Below are 26,213 nucleotides of genomic sequence, written 5' to 3' on the forward strand. Positions count from 1 at the left end.
CATCTCAATGCGTGCTGGCCATGGGTCGTGATGGCGAGGCATCATCCTGGCGATTATCATCACCATTAGCGTCCGTATTATTCAATAACGCGAGATCGAGAACCTCGTCTATCCAACGTACCGGACGAATATCGAGTGCATCCTTGATATTATCCGGAACCTCCTTGAGGTCGCGACGATTCTCCTCTGGAATGAGCACCGTCTTTATACCACCGCGCCGGGCAGCCAGCAATTTCTCCTTGAGCCCGCCGATGGGCATGACTTCCCCTCGCAGATTGACCTCGCCGGTCATCGCCACATCGCAACGAATGGGACGCTCGGTATAGGCCGACACCATGGCCGTGACCATGGCGATACCGGCACTGGGGCCATCCTTGGGGGTTGCGCCCTCGGGAACGTGGATATGCAGGTCTTCCTTCTCGAAGCGCTCGGGGTCGATTCCCATGGCGACCGCGCGCGCCCGCACCACGGTGTGCGCCGCATCCACGGACTCCTTCATGACATCGCCCAGGGAACCGGTCTTGTGAACGCGACCCTTCCCCGGGGTCACCACGGATTCGATGTTGAGCAACTCGCCGCCGATCGAGGTCCAGGCCAGCCCGGTCACCCTGCCGACCTGATGTTCCATGTCGGCCAGGCCGTAGCTGTGGCGGCGCACACCGGCATAGCCTTCGATATCATCGGCCGAAAGCCGCTGAGCCGCCTGGGCGCCTTCCTGGCCTTCCTTCTCGATGCGCTCGCGCAGCACCTTGCGGCATACCTTGGCGATCTGTCTCTCGAGTTCGCGCACCCCCGCCTCGCGGGTGTAGTAGCGGATGATCTCGAGCACGGCCTCGTCGGAGAAGCTCAGCTCGTCCTCCTTGAGGCCGTTGGCCTTGAGCTGCTTGGGCACCAGGTAGCGATTGGCGATGGCCAGCTTCTCGTCCTCGGTGTAGCCGGGCAGGCGGATGATCTCCATCCGGTCCAGCAAGGGGCCGGGGATGTTCATCGAATTGGCCGTGCAGATGAACATCACGTCCGAAAGGTCGTAATCCAGTTCCAGGTAATGATCGCTGAACTTGTCATTCTGCTCGGGATCGAGCACCTCGAGCAGTGCCGAGGAGGGATCGCCACGGTGATCCATGCCGATCTTGTCGACTTCGTCGAGCAGAAACAGCGGGTTCTTGACGCCGGCCTTGCTCATGCGCTGGATCATCTTGCCCGGCAGCGAGCCGATGTAGGTACGCCGGTGGCCGCGAATCTCCGATTCGTCGCGAATCCCGCCCAGGGCGAGTCGCACGTACTTGCGGTTGGTCGCCCTGGCGATGGACTGGCCCAGGGACGTCTTGCCGACGCCCGGGGGGCCGACCAGGCACAGCACCGGCCCCTTGAGCTTCTTGACTCGCTTCTGCACGGCCAGGTATTCGAGAATGCGCTCCTTGACTTCCTCCAGGCCGTAATGGTCCTCGTCGAGCACCGAGACGGCATGAGACAGGTCGTGCTTGACGCGGGTGCGCTTCTTCCAGGGCACCGACACCAGCCAGTCGAGATAGGAGCGCACGACGGTGGCCTCGGCAGAAGTTGGCGTCATCATCTTCAGCTTGCCCAACTCCTGATTGGCCTTGTCCGCAGCCTCCTTGGGCATGCCGGATTCCTTGATCAGCTTTTCGTACTTCTCGGCCTCGTTGGGCACGTTCTCGAGCTCGCCCATCTCCTTCTGGATGGCTTTCATCTGCTCGTTGAGATAGTACTCGCGCTGGGACTTCTCCATCTGGTCCTTGACCCGAGAGCGGATGCGCTTCTCGACCTGCAGCAGGTCGATCTCGGATTCGATCAAGGCCATCAGGTGCTCGATGCGATCCCGCACCTTGTCCATCTCCAGAAGCTCCTGCTTGTCGCCGATCTTCAGCGACAGGTGGGCGCAGATGGTATCGACCAGGCGGCTGGGGTCCTCGATGCCCTGCAAGGAATTGAGCACCTCGTTGGGCACCTTCTTGGAGAGCTTCACGTACTGCTCGAACTGGTTGAGCAGTACGCGCACCAGGGATTCCTGCTCACGCTCCGAGAGCGGCTGACTTTCACGCAGGGCGATCTCGGCGACGCTGTAGCCCGCCTCGACGACGCCCACCCGGTGGACATCGGCACGTGACGTCCCCTCGATCAGTACCTTGACGGTGCCGTCGGGGAGCTTGAGCAACTGCATGATTTCGGCCACGGTGCCTACCGCGAACAGGTCACCGGCATCCGGGTCGTCCTGCCCGGCCTCGCGCTGGGCGACAAGGAGAACGCGCTTGTCGGTCTCCATGGCCGCCTCGAGGGCCTGGATCGACTTCTCTCGACCGACGAACAGGGGAATGACCATCTGCGGATAGACAACGACGTCCCGCAGAGGAAGAAGGGGCAGACTCTGGGTCTGATCGGCGCTCTGCTGCATCGCAGAAGTTCCTCAAGGATCGGGGAGTTGTGCGCCATGGGGCGCTACTGGTTGAAACAGGTGATGGGGGCGGATGAACCGTTTTGCAACCGTGCGTCGGCCACTGCTGCCGACAACAAAAGGGGGGCCAGAGCCCCCCGCGTCCTGGCGGCACGGCATCAGCCGTCCTTGTTCGCCACCTTGCCTTCTTCCTGGTTGGAATAGATCAGCAAAGGCTCGCTCTCGCCGGCGATGACCGACTCGTCGATCACCACCTTGGAGACGCCATCCAGTGACGGTACTTCGTACATGGTGTCCAGCAGTACCGATTCGAGAATCGACCGCAGCCCGCGGGCACCGGTCTTGCGCGCCATGGCCTTGCGCGCCACCGCACGCAGGGCATCTTCCCGGAAATCGAGCTCGACGTTCTCCATGTCGAACAGCTTGGCATACTGCTTGATCAACGAGTTCTTCGGCTCGGTCAGGATCTGGACCAGCGCATCCTCGCTGAGTTCGGTCAGCGTGGCGATGACCGGCAGGCGACCGACGAACTCGGGGATCAGGCCGAACTTGACCAGGTCCTCGGGCTCCACGTTGAGCAGCACGTCGCCCACACCCTTGTTGGAGTCCTTGCTCTTGACCGTGGCATTGAAGCCGATCCCGCCCTTCTCTGCCCGATCACGAATCACCTTGTCCAGCCCGGCGAAGGCACCGCCGACGATGAACAGGATATTTCCGGTGTCGACCTGCAGGAATTCCTGCTGGGGGTGCTTGCGACCGCCCTGCGGCGGCACCGAGGCCGTGGTGCCCTCGATCAGCTTGAGCAGAGCCTGCTGCACCCCTTCCCCGGAGACGTCCCGGGTGATGGACGGGTTATCCGACTTGCGGGAAATCTTGTCGATTTCGTCGATGTAGACGATGCCCTTCTGTGCCTTTTCCACATCGTAATCGCACTTCTGCAACAGCTTCTGAATGATGTTCTCGACGTCCTCGCCCACATAGCCGGCTTCGGTCAAGGTCGTGGCGTCGGCGATGGTGAACGGCACGTTGAGCAGTCGCGCCAGGGTCTCGGCGAGCAGGGTCTTGCCGCTACCGGTCGGACCGATCAGCAGGATGTTCGACTTGCCGAGCTCGACGTCGTCGGACTTCGACTCCATCCGCAGACGCTTGTAATGATTGTAGACCGCCACGGACAGCACCATCTTGGCCCGGTCCTGCCCAATCACGTAGTCATCCAGCGTGTTGCGGATTTCCCGGGGAGCGGGCAGGCGGTCCTCATCTCCCTCCGAGTCGGCCTCGAGGACTTCCTCGCGAATGATGTCGTTGCACAGGTCGACACACTCATCGCAGATATAGACGGACGGACCAGCGATCAGCTTGCGCACTTCGTTCTGGTTCTTGCCGCAGAACGAGCAGTACAGAAGCTTTCCCTCGTCCTTGTCCTTGCCTTTGCCGTCGGCCATTAGCGTACCTCTTGGCTGTGGCGGCCCAGGACGACCGCCAAGATATGCATGAATTATGATTTACGCCATCAGGATGCCGGACGCTTTTCCAGCACAGCGTCGATGAGACCGTATTCCACCGCCTGATTGCCGTCCATGAAGTTGTCACGGTCGGTGTCTCGGGCGATCGTATCGATATCCTGACCTGTATGATCGGCCAAAATCTTGTTCAGTTTATGGCGGATGTTGAGAATTTCCTTGGTGTGGATCTCGATATCCGAAGCCTGGCCTTGATAACCGCCCAGGGGCTGATGGATCATCATCCGCGAATGCGGCAGACAGAAGCGCTTTTCCTTGGCTCCGCCGGCCAGAAGCAGGGCACCCATGCTGGCCGCCTGGCCGATGCATACGGTGGAGACGTCGGGCTTGACGAATTGCATGGTGTCGTAGATCGACATGCCCGCCGTGACCGAGCCTCCGGGAGAATTGATGTACAGGTGAATGTCCTTGTCCGGGTTCTCGGACTCGAGGAACAGCAGCTGCGCCACCACCAGGTTGGCCATGTAGTCTTCCACCGGACCGACAAGGAAGATCACTCGCTCCTTGAGCAGCCGAGAGTAGATGTCATAGGCCCGTTCACCACGCGCGTTCTGCTCCACCACCATCGGCACCAGACCGCCGGCGTTCTGAATGTCGTACTCGTTGCCCATTGCGTGACTACCTTAATCCGGTGACTTGAAAACACATGACTATTCTGCGCTCTGAGGCCACCCATGACCAGTGACCCGGCCATGGCCGGGTCGAGCGTTCATGGTAACGGCGGCTTTCAATCGTCTGTGGCGGCTTGCTCGTCCGCCTCGGCTGCAGCTTCGCCATCCTGCTGCTGAGCCGCCTTGAGGGCCTGCTCGTAGGACATGTCGACGTCCTTAACCTGTGCCTGCTCCAGCAGCTTGTCAACCGCCTTTTCCTCCAGCACCGCAGACTTGACCTGATTCTTCATCTGCTCGTCCTTGAGGTAGTATTCGATCACCTGCTCGGGCTGCTGGTACTGCTGCGCGAGCTCTTCGACCTTGGCCTTGATCTCGTCGTCGCTGGCATCGAGCTCATGAACCTTGATCACCTCCGCCAGCAGCAAGCCGATCTGCACGCGGCTCTTGGCCTGGTCGGCGAACAATTCGTTGGGCAGCTGGGACACGTCGAAGTCCTCGCCCAGCCCGAACTGCTGCGCTGCCTGACGCTTGAGCGCATCGGTCTCCTGTTCGATCAGCGACGCCGGCACCACAATGTCGTTGGCATCCTTCAGCGCTTCGAGTGCCTGCTGCTTGACGCGATTGTCGATGGCCTGCTTGACCTCGCGCTCCATGTTCTTGCGCACTTCGGCACGGAATTTCTCGAGATCACCAGCTTCGACACCGAACTGCGCGATGAATTCATCATCGATTTCCGGGAGCTGCTGGGCGTTGACCTGGTGGACCTTGACCTTGAAGGTGGCTTCCTGACCGGCCAGGTGCTCGGCCTGATAATCCTCGGGGAAGGTGACCTTGATCTCGGTCTCGTCACCGGCCTTGACCCCTTCGAGCTGCTCCTCGAAACCGGGAATGAAGCTGTTGGAGCCCAGCACCAGCTCGTGCCCTTCGGCCTGGCCGCCCTCGAACGGCTCGTCGCCCAGATAGCCCGTGAAGTCGATCTTGACCTGATCGCCTTCGGCAGCAGCGCGCTCGACGGGCTCCCAGGAGGCGTTCTGCTTGCGCAGCGTCTCGATCATCTGATCGACATCGGCCTCTTCGACGGAAGCGACCGGACGCTCGATCTCGGTGCCCTCGATGGAGGCCAGCTCGATTTCCGGGTAGATCTCCAGCGTGGCGACGAACTCGAGATCCTTGCCGGATTCATTCACGATCGGCTCGAGGGCAGGATAGCCTGCGGGATTGAGGCTCTGCTCGGTGATCGCCCTGACATAATGCTGGCGCATCATCTCGCCCACCACTTCATTGCGCACGTCGCGACCATAGCGCTGCTTGACCACGGCCATCGGCACCTTGCCCGGGCGAAAGCCATTCAACCGGACGTTCCGGGCGGTGTCCTTGAGGCGGTCGGTAACAGCCTGATCAACCTCCGCGGCGGGTACCTGCACCGTGACGCGGCGTTCGATCTGTGAAGTCGTCTCGACGGAAACTTGCATGAAAGGTCCTCTACCGGCTGGGCATTTGTGGGTACGTTAAAAGAGCAGGATTTTAAGAATCCCTGAGCACGCTGGCAAGCGCGCGCTTGCCTGATTGAATGGGGGCGAACCGGCAAACTTGCAAGGGGTGTGGGAACTCACTGAATTCGCGGGCGTATCGGAAGAATCGCAGATGAAGCGCCTCGTGCAGCGAAGGCAGCCTTGCAGACGGGAACCGGTACATTCAAAACGTGGGGTGGATGATGGGGATCGAACCCACGACCACCGGAGCCACAATCCGGGGCTCTACCACTGAGCTACATCCACCACGTCATGAAACCGGCGATTGATCGATATGGGGTGGATGATGGGGATCGAACCCACGACCACCGGAGCCACAATCCGGGGCTCTACCACTGAGCTACATCCACCATATCGAGGAGTTGCCGTTGGCTCGAAGGCCAGCCGACACGGGATCGACCTGCCGCCTTGCCGGTCTTGGCGCGCCCAGCAGGACTCGAACCTGCAACCTACGGCTTAGAAGGCCGTTGCTCTATCCGATTGAGCTATAGGCGCAGGAGTCGGCCGCGACACGCCAGCCTGCAACCTCATTGAAAACTGCCTTTCTATCAATGGGTTGGTCGGGGTAGAGGGATTTGAACCCCCGACATCCTGCTCCCAAAGCAGGCGCGCTACCAGACTGCGCTATACCCCGTCGGCGAATTGCCGAGGCTTGAACGACTGCCGCTCGGCGTCGTCAAGCGATGCGTATTCTACGCTAGATTCCCTGTCGGTCAAGCCCTGGCCGCGAGAGACCTTGACCGTGGCGCCGAGCGTGCGAAGATCAGCCTCTGCCTTACCCAATCGGTGACATCTGCCGAACCGCACCAAAGGAATCCTCGATGCCCGCGCAACTGATCGACGGCAAGGCCATTGCCGAGAAGGTACACCAACAGGTCGCCCGCCAGGTGGAAACACGCCGCCTCCAGAATGGACGTGTTCCTGGTCTCGCCGTCGTGCTGGTGGGTGACGATCCGGCTTCGGAAGTCTATGTGCGCAACAAGCACCGGGCTTGCGAGAGGGCGGGCATCCACTCCTTTCGTCATCAGTTGCCCAGCAGCACGTCCCAGGATGAACTGGAAGCCCTGGTCGACCGCCTGAATGCCGACCCGGCGGTGGACGGGATACTGGTGCAGCTACCGCTGCCGCCCCAGCTCGACGAGCGACCGATACTCGAGCGCATTCGACCGGACAAGGACGTGGACGGCTTCCATCCCTACAACCTGGGTCGGCTCGCGCAGCGCCTGCCGCTGTTGCGCCCTTGCACCCCCAAGGGGGTGATGACACTGCTGCAGATGAGCGATCTCAAGGTGAGAGGACTGAATGCCACCGTGGTCGGCGCCTCGAACATCGTCGGCCGCCCCATGGCCCTGGAGTTGATGCTTGCCGGCACCACCACCACGGTCTGCCATCGCTTCACCCACGACCTCGAGGCCCATGTGCGCCGCGCCGACCTGCTGGTCGCCGCGGTCGGCAACCCCGGACTGATTCGGGGAGAGTGGGTCAAGGAAGGCGCGATCGTGATCGATGTCGGTATCAACCGCCAGGAAGACGGGCATCTGATCGGCGATATCGAGTTCGAACCTGCCGCCGCCCGGGCCAGCCATATCACGCCGGTCCCCGGCGGTGTCGGCCCGATGACGGTGGCGTCGCTGCTGGAGAACACGCTGTTCGCCGCGGAGTTGCACGATGCCGCAAGCCGATAGCCTGCCCGAGGGACGGCTTATCTATCCAAGACCCAGGTGGTGCCCTCCCGGGAGTCCTTGAGCACGATCCCCAGGGCCGCCAGCTCGTCGCGGATACGATCGGCCTCGCTGAAGTCGCGAGCCCTCTTGGCGTCGGCTCTCGCCAGGATCCGCGCCTCGATCTCCGCTTCGGAGATCGGCAGCGCCTGGGCGCCGGCCTTGAGAAACGCCTGGGGCGACTGGGACAGCAGCCCGAGTATCGCCCCCAGACGCTTGAGTTCAAAGGCCAACATCGGCGCCTGGCCGGATGCTTCCTTCTTGGCGCGATTCAGCTCCCGGACCAGCTCGAACAGGGTCGCCAGGGCTTCGGGCGTGTTGAAGTCGTCGTCCATGGCAGCGACGAATCGCTCATCGAAACGCGACGACACCTCGCCCGGCTCGGGGTTCACGCCCTCCAGGGCATTATAGAAGCGCTCCAGCGACTTGCGGGCGTCATCGAGGGCATCCGGCGCGTAGTTGATCGGGCTGCGGTAGTGGCTTGCCAGCAGTAGATAACGCACCACCTCCGGATCGTGCACCTCGAGAACTTCGCGAATAGTGAAGAAATTGCCCAGGGACTTGGACATCTTCTGCTGATCGACACGCACTGCCCCGGCATGCATCCAGGTATTGACGTAGCGCTTGCCGGTGGCCGCTTCGCTCTGGGCGATCTCGTTCTCGTGGTGTGGAAAGGTCAGATCCGGCCCGCCACCGTGGATGTCGAAGGTGTCGCCCAGGCAGCGGGTCGACATCGCCGAGCACTCGATATGCCAGCCTGGGCGCCCCTCTCCCCAGGGCGAGGGCCAGCTGGCTTCTCCCGACTTGGCCGCCTTCCAGAGCACGAAATCCAGCGGATCCTCCTTGTGCTCGTCGACCTCGACCCGGGCCCCGGCGCGCATCTCGTCCGGGTCGCGATTGTTGAGCTTGCCGTAGCCCTCGAACCGGCGCACCCGATAGTAGACGTCGCCGTTATCGGCACGATAGGCGAACCCCTTGTCGATCAGGCGCTGGATCATCGCCTTGATCTCGTCGACATGCGCCGTCGCCCGGGGCTCGTGATCGGGGCGCAGCACGCCGAGGCGGTCCTCGTCCTCGTGCATGGCGTCGATCATGCGACCAGTCAGGCTGTCGATGCTCTCGCCGTTCTCTTCGGCCCGCCTGAGTATCTTGTCGTCGATGTCGGTGATGTTGCGGACGTAGTTGACGTCGTAACCCCGGCTGCGCAGATAGCGGGTGATCACGTCGAAGGCGACCATGACCCGTGCGTGACCGATGTGGCAGTAGTCATAGACGGTGATGCCGCACACGTACATGCGGATCTTGCCCGCCTCCAGGGGAACGAACGCCTCCTTGCGCCGGGTCAGGGTGTTGTAGATCTGCATGTGGCGCTCACCCCTTCTTCTGAATCTTTGCCCAGGTATCCTTGAGACTCACCGTGCGGTTGAAGACGCGCCGACCGTCGCTGGTGGCGTGCCGGTCGGCGCAGAAGTAGCCCACCCGCTCGAACTGGAAGCGCGCCTCGGGCTCGACGTCGGCCAGGCTCGGCTCACCAAACGCCTGCACCACGCGCAGCGACTCGCGATTGAGATGATCGAGGAAGTCGACATCGCGATCCCGATCCGGCGCCTCGACCTGGAACAGGTTGTCGTAGAGCCGCACCTCGAGGGGCACCGCATGTGCGGCGCTGACCCAGTGGATCACCCCCTTGACCTTGCGCCCCTCCGGGTTCTTGCCCAGGGTATCGAAGTCCACGCTGCAACGTAGCTCCTCGACCTTGCCGGCGGTGCTCTTGATCACCTCGTCGCAGCGAATCACGTAGCCGTTGCGCAAGCGCACCTCCTGCCCCGGCGCCAGCCGGAAGAACTTCTTCGGCGGCTCTTCCAGGAAGTCGTCGGCATCGATCCAGATCTCCCGGGTGAACGGCAACCGGCGTACGCCCATGTCCTCCCGGGCCGGATGACCGGGCACCTCGAAGACTTCGTCGTGATCCTCGGGCACATTGGTCAGCACCACCTTCAGGGGATTCAGCACGCACATCGCCCGTGGGGCGTTGTCCTCGAGATCCGAGCGGATGGCGTGGTAGAGCATGGCAATGTCGACCATCCCGCCATCGGCACGGGTAACTCCGATCATCTCGCAGAACCTGCGGATCGAGCCCGGCGTATAGCCTCGCCGACGCATGCCCGAGATGGTCGGCATGCGCGGATCGTCCCAGCCGTCGACGATGCCCTGATCCACCAGCAGCTTGAGCTTGCGCTTGGAGGTCACGGTGTAATTCAGGTTCAGCCGGGCGAACTCGATCTGGCGCGGCCTGGCCGGTACCGGCAGGTTGGCCAGGAACCAGTCGTAGAGCGGTCGATGATCCTCGAACTCCAGGGTGCAGATGGAGTGCGTCACTCCCTCGATGGCATCCGACTGGCCATGAGTGAAATCGTAGGAAGGATAGATCCTCCACTTGTCACCGGTCTGGTGGTGGCTGGCGTGACGGATGCGATAGAGGGTGGGATCGCGCAGGTTGATGTTGGGCGAGGCCATGTCGATCTTCGCCCGCAGCACCTTCTCCCCTTCGGCGAACTCACCCTCTCGCATGCGCTCGAGCAGATCCAGGTTCTCCTCCACGCTGCGATCGCGGTATGGACTGGGACGCCCCGGCTCGGTGAGTGTGCCGCGATATTCACGAATCTCGTCGGCGGAGAGGTCGTCGACGTACGCCCTGCCCTCGCGGACCAGGTGCTGTGCCCAGGCGTAGAGCTGGTCGAAATAGTCCGAGGCGAAACGTACCTTGCCCGCCCAGTGAAAGCCCAGCCACTCGACATCCGCCTTGATGGCATCGATGTAGACCTGCTCTTCCTTGGCAGGATTGGTGTCGTCGAAGCGCAAGTGACAGTCGCCGCCGAACTGCTCGGCGAGGCCGAAGTTCAGGCAGATCGACTTGGCGTGGCCGATGTGCAGGAAGCCGTTGGGCTCCGGGGGAAAACGCGTGACGACCGTCTCGACGGTACCCGCCTCGATCTCCTCGAGGATCTGGTTGCGGATGAAATTCGGGGCACTGGTGCTCTCGGTGGTCATGGGGTGTCGGTGAACCTCTGTAAGTCGCTAGAAAAACGCTGAATTAAGTGCCTGCGCGCTTCTCGAGTGGCGAAACGACAGGGCGAAGATTGTCAGTTGCTTTCGCACGTCGATCCAAAACCGCTATTATAGCGCGACGCTCGCGCGCTTCGCCAAGGCGCATCATTCAGACCGCTCGGGAAACCTCTCATGATCGTCCTGTACACCAATTACGGCGAAATTCACATCGAACTGGATCACGACAACGCCCCCAAGACGGCGGCGAACTTCGTGCAATACGTGCGCGATGGCCATTTCGACAACACGCTGTTCCACCGGGTGATCCCAGGCTTCATGGTGCAGGGCGGCGGGTTCGATACCGACTTCGAACAGAAACCCACCCGCGAGACGATCGACAACGAAGCGGACAACGGCCTGAAGAACCAGAAGGGTACCGTCGCCATGGCGCGCACCCAGGACCCTCACTCGGCAACGGCGCAATTCTTCATCAACGTCGCCGACAACGATTTCCTCGATCACCGCGGCAAGAACCTGCAAGGCTGGGGATACTGCGTCTTCGGCAAGGTCGTCGCCGGCATGGACGCGGTCGAGAAGATCGAGTCCGTCCCCACCACGCGACGGGGCATGCACGCCGACGTGCCGGTGGACGACGTCATCATCCAGCGCGCCGAGATCAGAGAATGACACGATACGCTTTACCCCGCCCCTGAGGCGGGCTGCCCACGACCTGACCATGGCCAGCGATTCATGACGACACTGCTGATTTCCGATCTGCATCTGCATGCCGGCACGCCGGATATCGCCAAGGGGTTCCTCGCCTACCTCGATCGCCAGGCGCGAGGGGCCGAGGCACTCTATATCCTGGGCGATTTCTTCGAGGCCTGGATCGGTGACGATCCCCAGATCCACGGCGAATTCGAGGCACCCATCATCGACGCGCTCAAGCGGCTCGGCGATGGCGGCACTCGTCTCTACGTCATGCACGGCAATCGCGACTTCCTGATCGGCAGGGAGTTTGCCCGGGCATCCGGTGCCACCCTGCTGCCCGATCCGCATGTCGTCGAGCTAGGCGGCGAACGCACATTGCTCATGCACGGCGACAGCTTGTGCACCAGGGACGAGGCCTACATGCGGTTTCGTGCCATGACTCGTGATCCACAGTGGCAGGCCAAGGTCCTGGCGCTACCGGTCGAGGAACGGCTCGAGCTGGCACGCAACCTGCGTAACCAATCCGGCGAGGCCAACTCCACCAAGGCCGAGGACATCATGGACGTGACGCCGGAGGAAGTTCGCAGGGTCATGCACGAACACCAGGTGCGCACCCTCATTCACGGCCATACCCACCGCCCCGCCGTGCATGAACTCGACGTGGACGGCGAACCGGCCAAGCGTTTCGTGCTGGGCGACTGGCAGGCGGACCAGGGCTGGGACATCCGGATCGATGCCGGCCAGGCTCCGGAACTCAGACGCTTCGGGCTGTAATGCCGCGGCCTAGAGGCTACGGCTGGGGTGGCGCCTCAGCGCGGCCTCCTGGTTGTCCAGCAGCATGCGCCAGCGCATCAGGATCGGCGCGTCCGTCTTGTGCACCTCGTTCAGAAGCTGGCGGAACTCGTCTCTAGCCTGCCGATCGTCGGGATCGACGCTCTCCAGCCAGAGCTCCAGGGCATGCAGCAGGTGGTGGACATTGCCATGTTCGTGGGCCTGCTCGCGAGCCTGCTCGACCAACCCTCTCACCGCCTCCGCCGGGCGCTCGAGCTTCAGGTAGACATTGGCCAGCCGCACCGCCAGCTCCGGCACGTAGAGCGAGTTGCGTTCCCGCGCGACCAGAAGGCACTGGTCCAGGTAATCCTCCGCCCGCGACCACTCCTCGAGCATCGTGCAGGCATCGACGTACCAGAGATTAGGGCGCTGATAGCGGTCGCGCCCGACCAGTTCCGAGAACTCCTCCAGCCCCGTCTCGATCATGGCCAGACCCGACCGATCGCCCAGGGTGGCCTTGTGCCACCCTAGCGCGCATTGCGCGCTCATGTGCCAGAGATGCAGATCCGGCGTTCGCGTCAGCTCGAAGGCACGCTCGGCGCGATTTCCGGCCAGATGAACATGACCCAGCTGGCGATAGATGGTGGCGGCGAACATCAGTGCCAAGGCCAGCGAGCCGGGATGATTGAAACGTTCCGCCAGACGAATGGCGGCTTCCACGTGCTGCTCCGCCGCCAGATAATCGCCACACAGGCATAGCGTCCAGCCCTGATAGCAGGCGGCCGCGACCTGGGGATGATCGGAGAACGGCAACCACTCGATCATCATCGGCTGATGCAGTGGGTCGATCTCGCGAAGATGATCGTGTGCCTGGCGCACCCGGCCCGCCCAGTACTCGCAGTGGGCCTGGGCATATTCGGCAAGACGCGCATAGCGTGGGTCGGGAAGCTGCTGGGCCAGGGCCGCCATGCGGGACGCCAGGGAAAAGGCATCGGCATTGGCATGGCGCTGGCTGCAACCGACCCAGAGCCCCCACTTGACCAGGAAGCGCTGCTCCAGTTCGGTCTCTTCGTCGGCGCAAGGCGTCCCTTCGAGCACCTCGCGCGCTCGCACGAAGCTCTCGTGGGCCGTGGGCGAACCGTGCCCCTCCAGGGCGAAGGCGGCCTGCCCCTTGACGGTCAACAGGCTGATCTCACGCTCCGCCTGCCCTTCCACGTGGTGCAGGCTGGCCAGCCCGGCATCCGCCATGCGCAAGGCCGTGCGATTGGCACTCACCTTGAGGGCCTCGCGAGCGGCCAGTTCGAAATAACGTGCCCCGCGTGCATAGTGGCCGCTGCGCCGCAGGTGTGCAGCGAAATCTCCCGGATGACGACTGATCCACATCGGGAAGCGCTCCTCGATCAGCGACACCACCTGCTGATGGATCTCGGACCTGACGTCTGCCGGACAGGAGAGATAGGCTGCCTCCTGCAGCAGCGGATGCGTGAACTGATAGTCGTACTCGCTTTCCGTGCTGCAGGGCTCGATGATCTCCAGGCGCTGCATCTGGCTCAGGGCCTGTTTGAGGTGAGAGTCGCCGACTCGGCAGCATTCACGCAGGAAGTCGAGCCGGAACTGGCGCCCGAGCACCGCAGCGGCATGCGCAATCGGCCGGTCGCCATCGAGCTGGTCGATACGCCCGGCCAGGAGCCCCAGCAGCCCCTGCGGAAGCTCGTCGATCTGTATGCTCTTCCCTTCGCGCCGATTGATGTCCAGACGTCGACAGACCTCCTGGAGATAAAGCGGCACCCCCTCGCAACGTTCGATCAGTTGACCGCGCAGGCGTGGAGCGAGATGCAACCGATAACGCTTGGCCAGATGCGACAGCAGTCGTGACGACTGCAGGGCATCGAGTTGCGTGAGAACGATCTGCTGATCCCAGTTCAGCTTGACCTGCAGGGGTTCCTGCCCACGATAGCTGGCCACCAGCAGGAAGGGACAGTTGATCGGCAGGCGTGCCTGCAGGCCACAGAGCACCTTGAGCGAGAGCTCGTCGATCCACTGCAGGTCGTCGACCATCAGCACGAACGGCTTGTCTCGGGTGATTCGCTCGATCAAGCGGTGCAGCAGCCGGATAGCCAGCTCGATCGCTTCGCCACGCTGCTCTGCTGCGCTGTTCTGCACCCCGTCGCTGGCACTGCCATGCTCTTCCGCGGCGCCTTGCCGATCGACGGTTTCGAGTCCCAGCGCCTTCTGCAGCAGAGGAAGTCGCTCATCACTCTCGAGCATCGCGGCATCGTCGCTTCCCGACAGCAAGGCATGCAGCACCTCGCCATCCAGCTTGCCACCGCCATGCCAGCGCAGCAGGGAGCGCACGATGCCATAGGGTTCCTGCATCGACATGCGCGTCGTGGATTGCCAGCAAATGGCCGTATCCTGACTCTGTTCCAGCTGCCGGAATCCTACCATCAATGCCGATTTGCCCATGCCGGTAGCCCCCTGCACCAACACGCTCTGGCGCAGGCCGATGCCGGCACGCGCGAGGGCATCACGCAACTTGCGCAGGGCGCTCTCGCGGCCGATCAGCGCCTGGGGCAACGCCTCGCGCCCCCCCTCGTCGACCCCGAGGACCAGCGCCCGCAGTCGCACCTTGCCGTCGCTGGCCAGCAGACGGGGGGAAAGACGTGGCTGCAGGTCCAGGGCCGGCGGCATGTGCTGGCTGGCTTCCTGGGAAATCACCAGCTCGCTGCCATCGGCGGCACTCATCAGTTCCAGCGCGCGCTGGGTAACCCGGCCCAGTGGATCGACCAGTCGTCGTTCGGGAAGGTAAACCACGCGACCGCTGTCGAGACCGGCCGCCAGGTCGAAATGCGGGGGAGGCGCCTCTTCGTGCCAATGCCTTGCGATTTCATCCGGCAAGGCGCGTCGGCAGTGCTCGTAGAGCGCCACCAATTCGGCGAGCTGATGAGCCGGGCCATGGGTACCGAAGCAGGCAAGCCCCAGGCCCCCGGTGGCACCCGGCAACCAGAAGCCCCCCAGATGATGACACTGCTGCTCGAGCCAGCGCAGCAACTCGATTTGCAATGCCAGGCAGGCCCGCACTTCGTTGCGCTGCTCGTACTCACCGTGCAGACGCAACCGGATGGCCATGACCGACAACTGGCGGTGTTCGATCTCGTCGTCCAGAAGCGGTTCACTTTCCGTGCTGAGGGTCCGGGAGTAGGCACCCTGGGGGGAGAGCGCCTGAGGCTCACCGCCGCCATCGGACCAGTAACGTGCCAGCTGCAGGATGCCTGGGTCGGGCTGCTGACCGGAGAGCGCCAGCAACTGCAGATAGGCGTTGTACTCTTCATGGGCGGCGGCGGACTGCTCATGCTCGATCAACTGCCGCACCAGCCGCTCGTGGAACGGACCGTAGCCGGAAAAGCGGCTGACCAGGGTACGAAGAAGCTCGTCCGCCACATCGTCGGTCGTCGCCAGCACCTTTTCGGCGTAGGCGATGACACGTTGGCGCCATTCACCACGAACACGCACCAGCCAGCGCTGAAAATCGGCGCACTGCGTCAGTTGCAGTTCTTCGGCGAGATCCCCTCGATAGAGCGTGAGCAGTCGCTCGAGTTCCGCCGTGCCGGGAGACTCGGCCAGCAATGCCTCCAACTCGTTCAGGTCAAACATCCACTCTTTCGGAAGCCGAAAGGCGATCGTCTGGCGCGATACCGTCAGCACTCTATCGGCATCCTCGCCAAGACTCTGGCGAAGGCAGTGCAGCGCGTGGCGCAGATTGGTCCGCCCAGCGGAGAGCCCCTGGTCCGGCCATAGCAGTTCGGCGAGGGTCGCACGGTTGACGGGCTGTTCCTGGAGCAGGAGATAGACCAGCAGCGCCTTTACCTTGTCGTAGCTGAATTGGTTGAGGGAATCGTCGCCGACACTCAGAGAGAAATGACCGAACAGCGTTAATCGGGTGGTGACGGACACATTGCGCATCATCGTTGTCATTGCCTACGTTGTTCTGTCGCTTTCGGGATTCCCGCCCCAAGCAGCCGTCCCAGAGTCATGCAGCCACGGGCAAGCCGCTGTGAAAGCGAAAAGTGGTATCGGGCGCCTCGATCAGTTCTCGCTCCCTTTCGGCAAAAAAGGCGATGCGTGCATCGATGCACTCCGGGGCATAACGTCGCGCCAGCATCAGGTAATCCTCGTAATGCCGCCCTTCGGACTTGACCAGGGAGCGATAGAATCGGGCGAGTTCCTCATCGAGATGGGGAATAAGACACGCGAATCGCTCACAGCTGCGCGCTTCTATGAAAGCCCCCACGATCAGCATGTCCACGAGGCGTTGCGGATCCTCTCGCCGCACGCAAGCGCGCAACCCTTCGGCATAGCGTGACGCCCCGATGTGACGGTAGTCGATCCCCCGGCTCTCCATGAGCTTGACGACTTGTTCGAAATGCAACAACTCCTCGCGCGCAAGCTGCGACATCTTGGTCAGCAGCAGCGGTCGATCGACATAGCGATACATCAGGCTCATGGCGTTGGATGCCGCCTTCTTCTCGCATTGCGCATGGTCGATCAACAGCAGGGCCTGGTTGTTCAGCGCCGCCTCGACCCAGCCTGGGGGCGTCGAGCAAGCCAGGAAGGCCAGCAAGTCGGCAGGCAGCAGTGCTTCGGCGGATTCACGCATCGTCGTCTTCGTCATATCGGGTTACTCGATCTCGAGCGTGGACCGGCGTGCCTCCGCGCGCCCCAGCAACGCTCGCGCAATCTCCTCATGGAGTTCATCGGCAGTCAGCCGCAATCCTTTACCCTGGGGCTCGAGCCCATAGCGAGAGAGGTCACGGATGCGGGTGCGACCGACACGCAACAGCTCCACGGCTCGCGACAAGGCCGGCTGATCGCTGCGAAAGCGAATCCCGTGCCGCTCCAGCTGTGCCTGCAGCACGGAAGCGTCCCTCACCCGGAGAAATTCGCTTGCCGTGCGCTCCCTCAGCGCGTCCAGCTCGGCCATGCGCATCCCCCGCTCCTCGTCGTCGTAGCCGAGCCAGTCGCGGATTTCACTCGTGCGGCGCTGGCAGCCACGGCATACGGGGTCGCCGAGCGTGGTGGAGCAGAGCCCGACACAGGGCGAAACGATGCGTTGTCCCATGGCATTCTCCTTGACCGCTCATGGTAACGTGCCCGCCTTCTTGCAGCGACCACCCAAAAAAGTAAAAAGCGTGACTTATGCGCCAACTAAAGTACAACGCTTTCCCGGCAAGACGCGCTTAACATTGTCGACAATTTCGCGTAATATCCCTTCGCCAAAATGCGGAAGAAGAAGCCAAAGAAAAGCGTATTTTCGCCGACGTTCGTGCCTCTTGTCCCAAAGATTCCGCTTCTGGATTCCCGAATATCGAAAAGGACCCCACCGTGCTCGAAGCCTACCGCCATCATGTCGAGGAACGCGCCGTCGAGGGCGTGCCGCCGAAACCGCTCAACGTCGAGCAAACCGCCGCACTCGTCGAACTGCTCAAGTCGCCGCCCCCCGGCGAGGAACAGTTCCTGCTCGAGCTGATCACCGACCGCGTGCCGCCGGGCGTCGATGAAGCCGCTTACGTCAAGGCCGGCTTCCTCAGTGCCATCGCCAGGAATGAGGCCACGTCGCCGCTGATCGACAGGGTTCACGCGGTCAAGCTGCTCGGCACCATGCAGGGCGGCTACAACATCGCCACCCTGGTCGAACTGCTCGATGACGAGACCCTTGCCAAGGAAGCTGGCGCACAACTCAAGCACACCCTGTTGATGTTCGATGCCTTTCACGACGTCGCCGAGCGGGCCAGGAACGGCAATGCGGTAGCCAAGGATGTTCTACACTCCTGGGCCGAGGCCGAGTGGTTCCTGGCCAAGCCCGCGCTGGCCGAGAGGATCACCCTGGCGGTCTTCAAGGTGCCCGGCGAAACCAACACCGACGACCTCTCCCCGGCCCCGGACGCCTGGTCGCGCCCGGATATTCCGCTGCATGCCAACGCCATGCTGAAGAATCCCCGGGACGGTATCGAGCCGCTCGAGCCCGGCGTCAAGGGCCCCCTCGAGCAGATCGAGGCGGTCAAGGCCAAGGGCTACCCGGTCGCCTACGTCGGTGATGTGGTGGGCACCGGTTCCTCGCGCAAGTCCGCCACCAACTCGGTGCTGTGGTTCTTCGGCGACGACATTCCCTTCGTGCCCAACAAGCGGGCGGGAGGCTTCTGCTTCGGCGGCAAGATCGCGCCGATCTTCTTCAACACCATGGAAGACGCCGGGGCCCTGCCCGTCGAGATGGATGTCTCGCGCATGGCCATGGGGGAGCTGATCGATCTCTATCCTTATGCTGGCAAGGTATGCAAGCACGGCAGCGACGAGGTGCTGACCACCTTCGAACTCAAGACCCGGGTGATTCTCGACGAGGTGCGTGCCGGTGGCCGCATTCCGCTGATCATCGGTCGCGGCCTGACCGACAAGGCACGCGGCGAACTGGGACTGGGCCCCTCCGAGGTATTCAAGACCCCGGAGCAACCGACCGATACCGGAAAGGGCTTCACCCTGGCCCAGAAGATGGTCGGCAAGGCCTGCGGCATGGACGGTGTGCGCCCGGGCATGTACTGCGAGCCGAAGATGACCACCGTGGGCTCCCAGGACACCACCGGCCCGATGACCCGGGATGAGCTCAAGGACCTGGCCTGCCTGGGCTTCCAGGCGGATCTGGTGATGCAGTCGTTCTGTCATACCGCCGCCTACCCCAAGCCGGTCGACGTGGAAACCCATCATACCCTGCCCGACTTCATCATGAATCGTGGCGGCGTCTCGCTGCGACCCGGCGACGGCATCATCCACTCCTGGCTCAACCGCATGCTGCTGCCCGACACCGTGGGTACCGGCGGCGATTCCCACACCCGCTTCCCGATGGGCATCTCCTTCCCCGCAGGCTCGGGACTGGTGGCCTTCGCCGCGGCGACCGGCGTGATGCCCCTGGACATGCCGGAATCGGTACTGGTGCGCTTCAAGGGCCAGCGCCAGCCGGGCATCACCCTGCGGGACCTGGTGCACGCCATTCCTCTCTACGCCATCAAGCAGGGGCTTCTGACCGTCGAGAAATCCGGCAAGAAGAATGCCTTTTCCGGTCGCGTGCTGGAAATCGAGGGACTCGAGGATCTCACCGTCGAACAGGCCTTCGAGCTCTCCGACGCTTCCGCCGAGCGCAGCGCGGCAGGCTGCACCATCACGCTCTCCGAGCAGAGTGTGGGCGAATACCTGACATCCAACATCACCCTGCTCAAGTGGATGATCGAGCAAGGCTATGGCGACCGTCGCACGCTGGAGCGGCGCATCGAAGGAATGCAGGCGTGGCTTGAAGACCCCAGCCTGATGCGAGCAGACCCGGATGCCGAGTACGCCGAGGTGATCGAGATCGATCTCGACGAGATTACCGAGCCCGTGCTCTGCGCGCCCAACGACCCGGACGACGCACGACTGCTCTCGGAAGTCGCCGGAGAGACGATCGACGAGGTCTTCATCGGCTCCTGCATGACCAACATCGGTCACTTCCGCGCCGCCGGGAAGTTGCTGGAAAGGCAGCCAGCAGGTAGTCTGAAGACTCGCCTGTGGCTGGCGCCACCGACCAAGATGGATCAGCACCAGCTGACCGAGGAAGGCTACTACGGGATCTACGGCCGTGCAGGCGCACGGATGGAAATGCCGGGTTGTTCGTTGTGCATGGGCAATCAGGCACGTGTGGCACCAAAGTCCACCGTGGTCTCGACCTCGACCCGCAACTTCCCCAATCGCTTGGGGGACGGCGCCAATGTCTACCTGGCCTCCGCCGAGTTGGCGGCAGTCGCGGCGGTCGTCGGTCGTTTGCCGACGGTCGAGGAGTACCAGGGGTACATGGGCGAGTTCAATGCCATGGCCGGTGAAATCTACCGGTACATGAACTTCCATGAAATCGAGGAGTTTCAAAAGGCTGCCTCGAAGGTGATTCCTGTGGCACAGGAAGCCTGACATTTTTCGATTCCGATGCTCGCAACATCGATGAGGCCATGAGGCTTCCGAATCGATCACCGAAGCACCCCGCACATCGCGGGGTGCTTTTTTTGCAACAAAAATTTACCTTTTCCATGCACCTATCTCTTGTAAACGAACAGTGTTCGGCTTAGCTTCAGGACATGCGCAACGATCGTTTTGTCGCTTCCCTAATTGGACACGGAACCTCCAGGCAGCAAAAACCGCGATCCGCGATCGCCCACCTGCTGGATATCACGAGGAGAATGCACATGAAACTCAAGACTCTGGTCACCACGTCCTTCGCTTCCACCTTTCTCCTGGCCGCCCCGGCGGTGCTGGCCGCGCCCAACGCCGATGGCCTGTACCTGGGGATAGGAACCGGCTTCAGTTCGCTGGAGAACGATGACGACGAGGTGGACGACTTCATCTCGGATGGCACGGAAGACTTCGATCTCGACGACGACAACGACAACGTCTTCAAGGGCTTCGTCGGCTACGAGTTCAATCCCTACTTCGCCACCGAGCTGTTCTACGCCGACCTCGGCCGCATTCGCCTGGAAGGCAACGACAACGCCAGCACCGACCTGGAGTCCGACGCCTATGGCGTGAGCGCGGTGGGTCAATTGCCCCTCACTTCCTGGTTCACGCTGTTTGCCAAGGCCGGCATCGCCAAGTGGGAGACGGATGTCGACGGCAACCTGGGCAATGCCAGCGTCGACCTGGACGACCAGGACGGCACCGATCCGGTGTATGGTGCGGGTGCCCAGTTCAACTTCGACCCGTTCCTGGTGCGAGCCGAGTACGAACGCTACGACTTCGACAGCGACTATCAGATCGACACGTTCACTGCCTCGGCGGGATTGCGCTTCTGAGCAGCGACGCCGGACCACCGCAACGCCGGGCTTGTCCCGGCGTTGTCGTTTCTGGAATCCTAGGGGTGGCAAGACCAACACCCTCATTCAAGGAATCACGCCATGCCCGCTATCGTGACACCGGACATCTGCGATGCGCATCCGGAGGTTAGAACCCTCGATCCTCTGTTCGTCAACTTCGGCGGCATCGAGGCCTTCTGTGGCCCGGTGAGGACCGTCAAGTGCTTCGAGGACAACTCCCGTGTCAAGGAGGCCGTCGAGGAGCCCGGCGAGGGCGCGGTGCTGGTGGTGGATGCCGGGGGCTCGCAGCGCTGCGCGATGCTCGGCGACATGCTCGCCGAAAAGGCCGCCGCCAACGGCTGGGCCGGGGTCGTGATGTTCGGCTGCGTGCGGGATATCGACGTGTTGGCCGAGATCCGACTCGGTGTACAGGCGCTGGGAGCCCATCCCAGACGCAGTGAAAAACGCGGCGAGGGGCAGCGCGACATTTCCGTCGTTTTCGCGGGGGCCACCATCCGTCCCGGGCAGTGGCTGTATGCCGACAACAACGGCATCCTGATCGCCGATGAGCGCCTGATGCTCGAGGATTGAATCTCGAGAGGCGCCGTCTGCTATACCGATCGTGGAATAAAACGCCGTACTCATGCCCGATCATTCCTCTCTCGCCTTGGCGCCCCATCGCCTGCTGACAGCGGTGCTGGCCTCCCTGCGCGAGCACTGGCGGCCCCTGGTCGCCTACCATCTCTTCTTCACGCTGCTGGCGGCCACGCTGCTGCTGCCTGCCTCCGCCGCCGCCCTGGCGGCATTGTTGAAGCGCATCGGCCGCCCGGTGTTCACCAACGCACAACTGCTCGATATCGCCCTTTCTCCGGCAGGGCTGCTGTGGTTGCTGGCTGCCATCGGCCTCGCCTTTCTGGTGCTGGCCCTGCAGCAGGCCGGCATGATCCTGGTCACGGTGAGGCCGGGCGCCAGCCGTTACCATGCGGCGCTGGACGCCTTGTGGACCGTCGCCCGGCGATTCTTCGGCATCGCCTCGCTGACCCTGACCCAGGTCGGTGCTCAGCTGCTGCTTGCCGTGCCCTTGCTGCTCATACTCGTGGCGCTCTACCAGTGGCTGCTCGGCGGAATGGAGAGTTACTATGTCCTGCGGGTCAAACCCCGGGAATGGTGGCTGTTCCTGGCGAGTGCCTTGCCCTGGGTACTGCTCTGGCTCTGGCTGGCGGCGCGACTCTACCTGCGCTGGTCGCTGGCCTCGACGGCCCTGATCCTGGAAAACGCTTCCGTGCGCCGCGCCCTGGCACGCAGCCATGAACTCACCCATGGCCTCAAGAGACGCCTGGCGGTGCCGGTCACCATCCCTGTCGTGGTGCTCATCGTCCTGCCGGTCGTGGTGACGAGCCTCTTCGATTGGCTGATAACCCCACTGTTGAGCTGGCTGCCGGAGCGCAGCAGCGTCTTGATTCCCGCCATGCTCGTCTATCTGACGACCTACGGCCTGCTGACGCTGGCCGCCACCTTCGTCGGCGTGGCCATCAACAGCCTCCTGATCGGTTGCCTCTACCTGCGTCTGGCGCATCGACAACCCAGACCCCAGGCCCCCCCCAGGGGCAGCCACCCGGGCTGGGTGGCCTGGGGGGCCGAGGCGATCGTGCTGGCACTGGCATTCAGCCAGGCGGCAACGGTGCTCACCAGCTTCGAGATTCGTGACCGGGTCGAGATCACCGCCCACCGCGGCAGCTCGATGAAGGCGCCTGAGAATACCCTGGCGGCGATCGAGCAGGCCATCACGGACGGGGCCGACTACGTCGAACTCGACGTGCGCCTGACCCAGGATCGGCAGGTCGTTGTAGCCCACGACAACAGCCTGCGCCGCCTGACGAGCCTCGACCGATCCCTCTCCGAGATGACGCTGGAAGAGGCGCGCCAGGTCGATGTGGGGAGCTGGTTCGGCGATGCCTATACCGACGAGCGCATTCCGACCCTCGACGAGGTCATCGACATGGCTCGCGGGCGCATCAAATTCTACATCGAGCTCAAGCCGGCGCGAGGAGACGAGGAGGCGCTGGCTTCCGCGGTAATCGACCACCTGGCGTCGCTGCCGGAGAACGAGGTGATCCTGGCATCGCTTTCCCCCACCGCGCTTCGCGAAGCCAAACGCCTTGCCCCTCGCCTGCGCACCACCCTCTTCGCCCAGTTCGTGGTACGAGGCGGCATGGATCGTCGCCTCTTCAATGCGCTGGGACTGCGCCACAACCGGGTCACGCCGGACTCGGTCAGGGCGGCGCAACGTCATGGCTACCAGCTGCATGCCTGGACGGTGAACGGCCAGGCGGAGATGTCGCGTCTGATCGACCTGGGCGTCGACAACATCATCACCGACCGGCCCAATCTCCTTGCCGAGGTGCTGGAGGAGCGCGCCACGCTCAGTGACGGCGAGCTGCTGCTGGTGAAGCTGCGCAACTGGCTGCATTCCTGAGCCCATGAAAACGCCCGTCACGGCTAGGCCGTGACGGGCGTTTTGGCAACAAGCAGCTCGTGCTTTTTAGTTCGCAGTCTCTCCCGCCAGCATGAACCAGGTCTCGAGCACCGCATCCGGATTCAGGGAGACCGAGTCGATGCCCTGATCCATCAACCACTTGGCGAGTTCGGGATAATCCGACGGGCCTTGGCCGCAGATGCCCACGTACTTGCCCTGGGCCTTGCAGGCGGCAATGGCCATGGCCAGGAGCTTCTTCACCGCCGGATTACGCTCGTCGAACAGGTGGGCGACGATGCCGGAGTCGCGATCCAGTCCCAGGGTCAACTGGGTCAGGTCGTTGGAACCGATGGAGAAGCCATCGAAATGCTCGAGGAACTCTTCGGCCAGCAGCGCGTTGGCCGGCAGTTCGCACATCATGATGATCTTCAGGCCACGGTCGCCGCGCTTCAGGCCGGCTCCCTCGAGGAGCTTGACGACTTCGCGCCCTTCGTCCGGCGTGCGCACGAAGGGAATCATGACCTCGACGTTATCCAGCCCCATCTCGTCACGCACGCGCTTGATCGCCTGGCACTCCAGCTCGAAGCAGGGCCGGAACGACTCGGAGATGTAACGCGAGGCACCGCGGAAACCGAGCATCGGATTCTCTTCCCCGGGCTCGTAGAGCTTGCCGCCGATCAGGTTCTCGTACTCGTTGGACTTGAAGTCCGACATGCGCACGATGACCCGCTTGGGATAGAACGCCGCCGCCAGGGTGGAGATGCCCTCCACCAGCTTGTCGACATAGAAGCTCACCGGATCGTCGTAGCCGGCGGTGCGCACGTCGATGACCTGCTGCAGGTCCGTGGGCAACGTGGCGTAGTCCAGCAGCGCCTTGGGATGCACGCCGATCATGCGGTTGATGATGAACTCCAGACGCGCCAGTCCCACGCCGGCGCTGGGCAGCCCGGCGAAGTTGAAGGCGCGGTCCGGGTTGCCGACGTTCATCATGATCTTGAAGGGAATCTCGGGCATGCTGTCGACACTGGAGGTCTTGCAATCGTAGTCGAGCAGGCCCTCGTAGACGTGGCCGGTGTCACCCTCGGCGCAGGAGACCGTCACCTCGCGACCGTCGGCAAGCACCTCGGTAGCGTCACCGCAGCCCACCACCGCGGCAATGCCCAGCTCCCGGGCGATGATCGCTGCATGACAGGTGCGCCCGCCGCGATTGGTGACGATGGCCGAGGCACGCTTCATGACCGGTTCCCAGTCCGGGTCGGTCATGTCGGTGACCAGCACGTCGCCAGGGTTGACCTTGTCCATCTGTTCCGGTGTCTCGATGACCTTGACCGCGCCGCGACCGATACGCTGGCCGATGGCTCGGCCCGAGACCAGCAGCCGCCCCTTCTCCTTAAGCTGGAAGCGTTCGAGCTTGCCGCCCTCCTGGTTGGAGACCACGGTCTCGGGACGCGCCTGGACGATGTAGAGCTTGCCATCGTCGCCGTCCCGGGCCCATTCGATGTCCATCGGCCGGCCGTAGTGCTCCTCGATGATCATCGCCTGGCGCGCCAGGGCCATGACGTCCTCGTCGTCGATGCAGAAGCGCGCGCGATCCGCCAGCGGCACGTCGACGGTCTGTACCGAACGCCCGGCCGAAGCGTCATCGGTGTAGGTCATCTTGATCAGCTTGGAGCCCAGGGTGCGGCGTAGTACCGCCGGCCGATCGGCGGCCAGGGTCGGCTTGTGCACGTAGAACTCATCGGGGTTGACCGCGCCCTGCACCACGGTCTCGCCCAGCCCCCAGGAGCCGGTGACGAAGACCGCATCGCGATAGCCGGATTCCGTGTCGAGGGTGAACATGACCCCGGCCGCACCGGTCTCGGAACGCACCATTTTCTGGATGCCGGCGGAGAGGGCCACCTGATCGTGATCGAACCCGCGATGTACGCGGTAGGAGATGGCCCGGTCGTTGAACAACGAGGCAAACACCTCGTGGACGGCGCGCTTGACGTTGTCGAAACCCTCGATGTTGAGGAAGGTCTCCTGCTGACCGGCGAAGGAAGCATCGGGCAGGTCTTCCGCGGTGGCCGAGGAGCGAACCGCCACCTTGAGGTTGGCGTGCCGCGATTCGAGTTCGCGATACCCTTCACGCAGGGCCGCCTCGAAGGAGGGCGGCAGCGGCGTGTCGATGACCCATCGGCGTATCTCGGCCCCGACCCGGGCAAGCTCGTTGACATCGTCGACATCGAGTCGCTTGAGGGCATCGTCGATACGCTCGTTGAGCCCCTCGTGGGCCAGGAACTCCCGATAGGCGAAGGCCGTGGTGGCGAAGCCGCCGGGTACGGTGACCCCGGCATCGGCCAGGTTGGAAATCATTTCCCCCAGCGAGGCATTCTTGCCGCCTACCCGCTCGACATCGTTCATGCCGAGACGGTCGAACCATTCGATGTACTGTTCCACGAGACCCCCTTCAGATGGACATGGAGCCAAGCCAGCCCTGGCACGCTCCTTTCGATGCTGGCTACCCTACCAAACCGCGGGTCTTATTCGCCATTAGTCTAATAGCGAAG

The 26,213-nt window shown here is 62.9% G+C and carries 17 protein-coding genes and 4 tRNA genes; 7 read left to right on the forward strand and 14 right to left on the reverse strand.

Features of this window, described 5'->3' with window-relative positions; all coding sequences use genetic code 11:
- Nucleotides 1-4 precede the first annotated feature (4 nt).
- From lon to BUA41_RS09165, 8 genes are all read right to left on the reverse strand, one after another.
- Nucleotides 5-2,413, reverse strand: a complete 2,409-nt coding sequence (gene lon / locus BUA41_RS09130) for an endopeptidase La (RefSeq protein WP_072821995.1) — start codon at nt 2,411-2,413, stop codon at nt 5-7.
- A 158-nt stretch (nt 2,414-2,571) separates the two neighbouring features.
- On the reverse strand, nt 2,572-3,855 hold the full coding sequence (gene clpX, locus BUA41_RS09135) for an ATP-dependent Clp protease ATP-binding subunit ClpX (protein ID WP_072821997.1): 1,284 nt from the start codon (nt 3,853-3,855) through the stop codon (nt 2,572-2,574).
- Between the two features lie 68 nt (nt 3,856-3,923).
- Nucleotides 3,924-4,544, reverse strand: a complete 621-nt coding sequence (gene clpP, locus BUA41_RS09140; RefSeq protein WP_072821999.1) for an ATP-dependent Clp endopeptidase proteolytic subunit ClpP — start codon at nt 4,542-4,544, stop codon at nt 3,924-3,926.
- Between the two features lie 116 nt (nt 4,545-4,660).
- On the reverse strand, nt 4,661-6,016 hold the full coding sequence (tig, locus tag BUA41_RS09145) for a trigger factor (RefSeq protein ID WP_072822001.1): 1,356 nt from the start codon (nt 6,014-6,016) through the stop codon (nt 4,661-4,663).
- A gap of 231 nt (nt 6,017-6,247) precedes the next feature.
- Nucleotides 6,248-6,322, reverse strand: a tRNA-His gene (locus tag BUA41_RS09150).
- Between the two features lie 29 nt (nt 6,323-6,351).
- Nucleotides 6,352-6,426: transfer RNA gene (locus BUA41_RS09155), tRNA-His, on the reverse strand.
- A 68-nt stretch (nt 6,427-6,494) separates the two neighbouring features.
- Nucleotides 6,495-6,571, reverse strand: a tRNA-Arg gene (locus tag BUA41_RS09160).
- Between the two features lie 62 nt (nt 6,572-6,633).
- A tRNA-Pro gene (locus BUA41_RS09165) sits at nt 6,634-6,710 on the reverse strand.
- A 187-nt stretch (nt 6,711-6,897) separates the two neighbouring features.
- On the opposite strand from BUA41_RS09165, the gene folD reads away from it, so the two are divergent.
- Nucleotides 6,898-7,761 (forward strand): bifunctional methylenetetrahydrofolate dehydrogenase/methenyltetrahydrofolate cyclohydrolase FolD, encoded by an 864-nt coding sequence (gene folD, locus BUA41_RS09170; protein ID WP_072822003.1) that lies wholly within the window; start codon nt 6,898-6,900, stop codon nt 7,759-7,761.
- A 17-nt stretch (nt 7,762-7,778) separates the two neighbouring features.
- Here folD and cysS read toward each other — a convergent pair whose 3' ends face one another.
- Both cysS and BUA41_RS09180 read right to left on the reverse strand, forming a co-directional pair.
- Nucleotides 7,779-9,161, reverse strand: a complete 1,383-nt coding sequence (gene cysS, locus BUA41_RS09175) for a cysteine--tRNA ligase (RefSeq protein ID WP_072822005.1) — start codon at nt 9,159-9,161, stop codon at nt 7,779-7,781.
- A gap of 7 nt (nt 9,162-9,168) precedes the next feature.
- Nucleotides 9,169-10,848, reverse strand: coding sequence for a glutamine--tRNA ligase/YqeY domain fusion protein (locus BUA41_RS09180; protein ID WP_072822007.1), 1,680 nt, complete (start codon nt 10,846-10,848; stop codon nt 9,169-9,171).
- Between the two features lie 189 nt (nt 10,849-11,037).
- Here BUA41_RS09180 and BUA41_RS09185 point away from each other — a divergent pair, with 189 nt between their 5' ends.
- Both BUA41_RS09185 and BUA41_RS09190 read left to right on the forward strand, forming a co-directional pair.
- Nucleotides 11,038-11,532: a peptidylprolyl isomerase gene (locus tag BUA41_RS09185; protein ID WP_072822010.1), complete on the forward strand. Its 495-nt coding sequence runs from the start codon at nt 11,038-11,040 to the stop codon at nt 11,530-11,532.
- A 63-nt stretch (nt 11,533-11,595) separates the two neighbouring features.
- A complete protein-coding gene (locus tag BUA41_RS09190; RefSeq protein WP_072822012.1) occupies nt 11,596-12,330 on the forward strand; it encodes a UDP-2,3-diacylglucosamine diphosphatase in 735 nt (244 codons plus the stop codon).
- Nucleotides 12,331-12,339: 9 nt separating this feature from the next.
- Here BUA41_RS09190 and BUA41_RS09195 read toward each other — a convergent pair whose 3' ends face one another.
- The 3 genes from BUA41_RS09195 to BUA41_RS09205 all read right to left on the reverse strand — a co-directional run bounded on the left by BUA41_RS09195 (nt 12,340) and on the right by BUA41_RS09205 (nt 17,446).
- Nucleotides 12,340-16,290: an ATP-binding protein gene (locus BUA41_RS09195; RefSeq protein ID WP_072822014.1), complete on the reverse strand. Its 3,951-nt coding sequence runs from the start codon at nt 16,288-16,290 to the stop codon at nt 12,340-12,342.
- 67 nt (nt 16,291-16,357) lie between these two features.
- Nucleotides 16,358-16,999: a MiaE family protein gene (locus tag BUA41_RS09200; protein ID WP_072822016.1), complete on the reverse strand. Its 642-nt coding sequence runs from the start codon at nt 16,997-16,999 to the stop codon at nt 16,358-16,360.
- 6 nt (nt 17,000-17,005) lie between these two features.
- Nucleotides 17,006-17,446 (reverse strand): DUF1289 domain-containing protein, encoded by a 441-nt coding sequence (locus BUA41_RS09205; RefSeq protein ID WP_072822018.1) that lies wholly within the window; start codon nt 17,444-17,446, stop codon nt 17,006-17,008.
- A 263-nt stretch (nt 17,447-17,709) separates the two neighbouring features.
- On the opposite strand from BUA41_RS09205, the gene acnB reads away from it, so the two are divergent.
- From acnB to BUA41_RS09225, 4 genes are all read left to right on the forward strand, one after another.
- Complete coding sequence (gene acnB / locus BUA41_RS09210) at nt 17,710-20,313, forward strand: bifunctional aconitate hydratase 2/2-methylisocitrate dehydratase (protein ID WP_072822020.1); 2,604 nt, start codon at nt 17,710-17,712, stop codon at nt 20,311-20,313.
- Nucleotides 20,314-20,585: 272 nt separating this feature from the next.
- Complete coding sequence (locus BUA41_RS09215) at nt 20,586-21,188, forward strand: porin family protein (protein WP_072822022.1); 603 nt, start codon at nt 20,586-20,588, stop codon at nt 21,186-21,188.
- Between the two features lie 102 nt (nt 21,189-21,290).
- Nucleotides 21,291-21,779, forward strand: coding sequence for a ribonuclease E activity regulator RraA (gene rraA / locus BUA41_RS09220; protein WP_072822024.1), 489 nt, complete (start codon nt 21,291-21,293; stop codon nt 21,777-21,779).
- Between the two features lie 52 nt (nt 21,780-21,831).
- Nucleotides 21,832-23,664 carry a glycerophosphodiester phosphodiesterase gene (locus BUA41_RS09225; protein WP_072822026.1) on the forward strand — a complete coding sequence of 611 codons (1,833 nt, stop codon included), beginning with the start codon at nt 21,832-21,834 and terminating at the stop codon, nt 23,662-23,664.
- 66 nt (nt 23,665-23,730) lie between these two features.
- Here the strand turns inward: BUA41_RS09225 and ppsA are convergent, their stop codons facing one another.
- The gene (gene ppsA, locus BUA41_RS09230; RefSeq protein ID WP_072822028.1) at nt 23,731-26,103 is read right to left on the reverse strand and encodes a phosphoenolpyruvate synthase; all 2,373 of its coding nucleotides are present in this window, start codon (nt 26,101-26,103) and stop codon (nt 23,731-23,733) included.
- Nucleotides 26,104-26,213 lie beyond the last annotated feature (110 nt).

The organism is Modicisalibacter ilicicola DSM 19980 (assembly GCF_900128925.1).
Taxonomy (GTDB): Bacteria; Pseudomonadota; Gammaproteobacteria; order Pseudomonadales; family Halomonadaceae; genus Modicisalibacter; species Modicisalibacter ilicicola.

What these genes read in the sequence shown, in the direction of transcription:
- BUA41_RS09180 (WP_072822007.1), bottom strand. Translation starts at nt 10,848, where the DNA reads ATGACCACCGAGAGCACCAGTGCCCCGAATTTCATCCGCAACCAGATC.
- BUA41_RS09200 (WP_072822016.1), bottom strand. Translation starts at nt 16,999, where the DNA reads ATGACGAAGACGACGATGCGTGAATCCGCCGAAGCACTGCTGCCTGCC.
- clpP (WP_072821999.1), bottom strand. Translation starts at nt 4,544, where the DNA reads ATGGGCAACGAGTACGACATTCAGAACGCCGGCGGTCTGGTGCCGATG.
- cysS (WP_072822005.1), bottom strand. Translation starts at nt 9,161, where the DNA reads ATGCAGATCTACAACACCCTGACCCGGCGCAAGGAGGCGTTCGTTCCC.
- tig (WP_072822001.1), bottom strand. Translation starts at nt 6,016, where the DNA reads ATGCAAGTTTCCGTCGAGACGACTTCACAGATCGAACGCCGCGTCACG.
- BUA41_RS09215 (WP_072822022.1), top strand. Translation starts at nt 20,586, where the DNA reads ATGAAACTCAAGACTCTGGTCACCACGTCCTTCGCTTCCACCTTTCTC.
- BUA41_RS09195 (WP_072822014.1), bottom strand. Translation starts at nt 16,290, where the DNA reads ATGCGCAATGTGTCCGTCACCACCCGATTAACGCTGTTCGGTCATTTC.
- BUA41_RS09185 (WP_072822010.1), top strand. Translation starts at nt 11,038, where the DNA reads ATGATCGTCCTGTACACCAATTACGGCGAAATTCACATCGAACTGGAT.
- BUA41_RS09225 (WP_072822026.1), top strand. Translation starts at nt 21,832, where the DNA reads ATGCCCGATCATTCCTCTCTCGCCTTGGCGCCCCATCGCCTGCTGACA.
- rraA (WP_072822024.1), top strand. Translation starts at nt 21,291, where the DNA reads ATGCCCGCTATCGTGACACCGGACATCTGCGATGCGCATCCGGAGGTT.
- folD (WP_072822003.1), top strand. Translation starts at nt 6,898, where the DNA reads ATGCCCGCGCAACTGATCGACGGCAAGGCCATTGCCGAGAAGGTACAC.
- clpX (WP_072821997.1), bottom strand. Translation starts at nt 3,855, where the DNA reads ATGGCCGACGGCAAAGGCAAGGACAAGGACGAGGGAAAGCTTCTGTAC.
- BUA41_RS09190 (WP_072822012.1), top strand. Translation starts at nt 11,596, where the DNA reads ATGACGACACTGCTGATTTCCGATCTGCATCTGCATGCCGGCACGCCG.
- BUA41_RS09205 (WP_072822018.1), bottom strand. Translation starts at nt 17,446, where the DNA reads ATGGGACAACGCATCGTTTCGCCCTGTGTCGGGCTCTGCTCCACCACG.
- lon (WP_072821995.1), bottom strand. Translation starts at nt 2,413, where the DNA reads ATGCAGCAGAGCGCCGATCAGACCCAGAGTCTGCCCCTTCTTCCTCTG.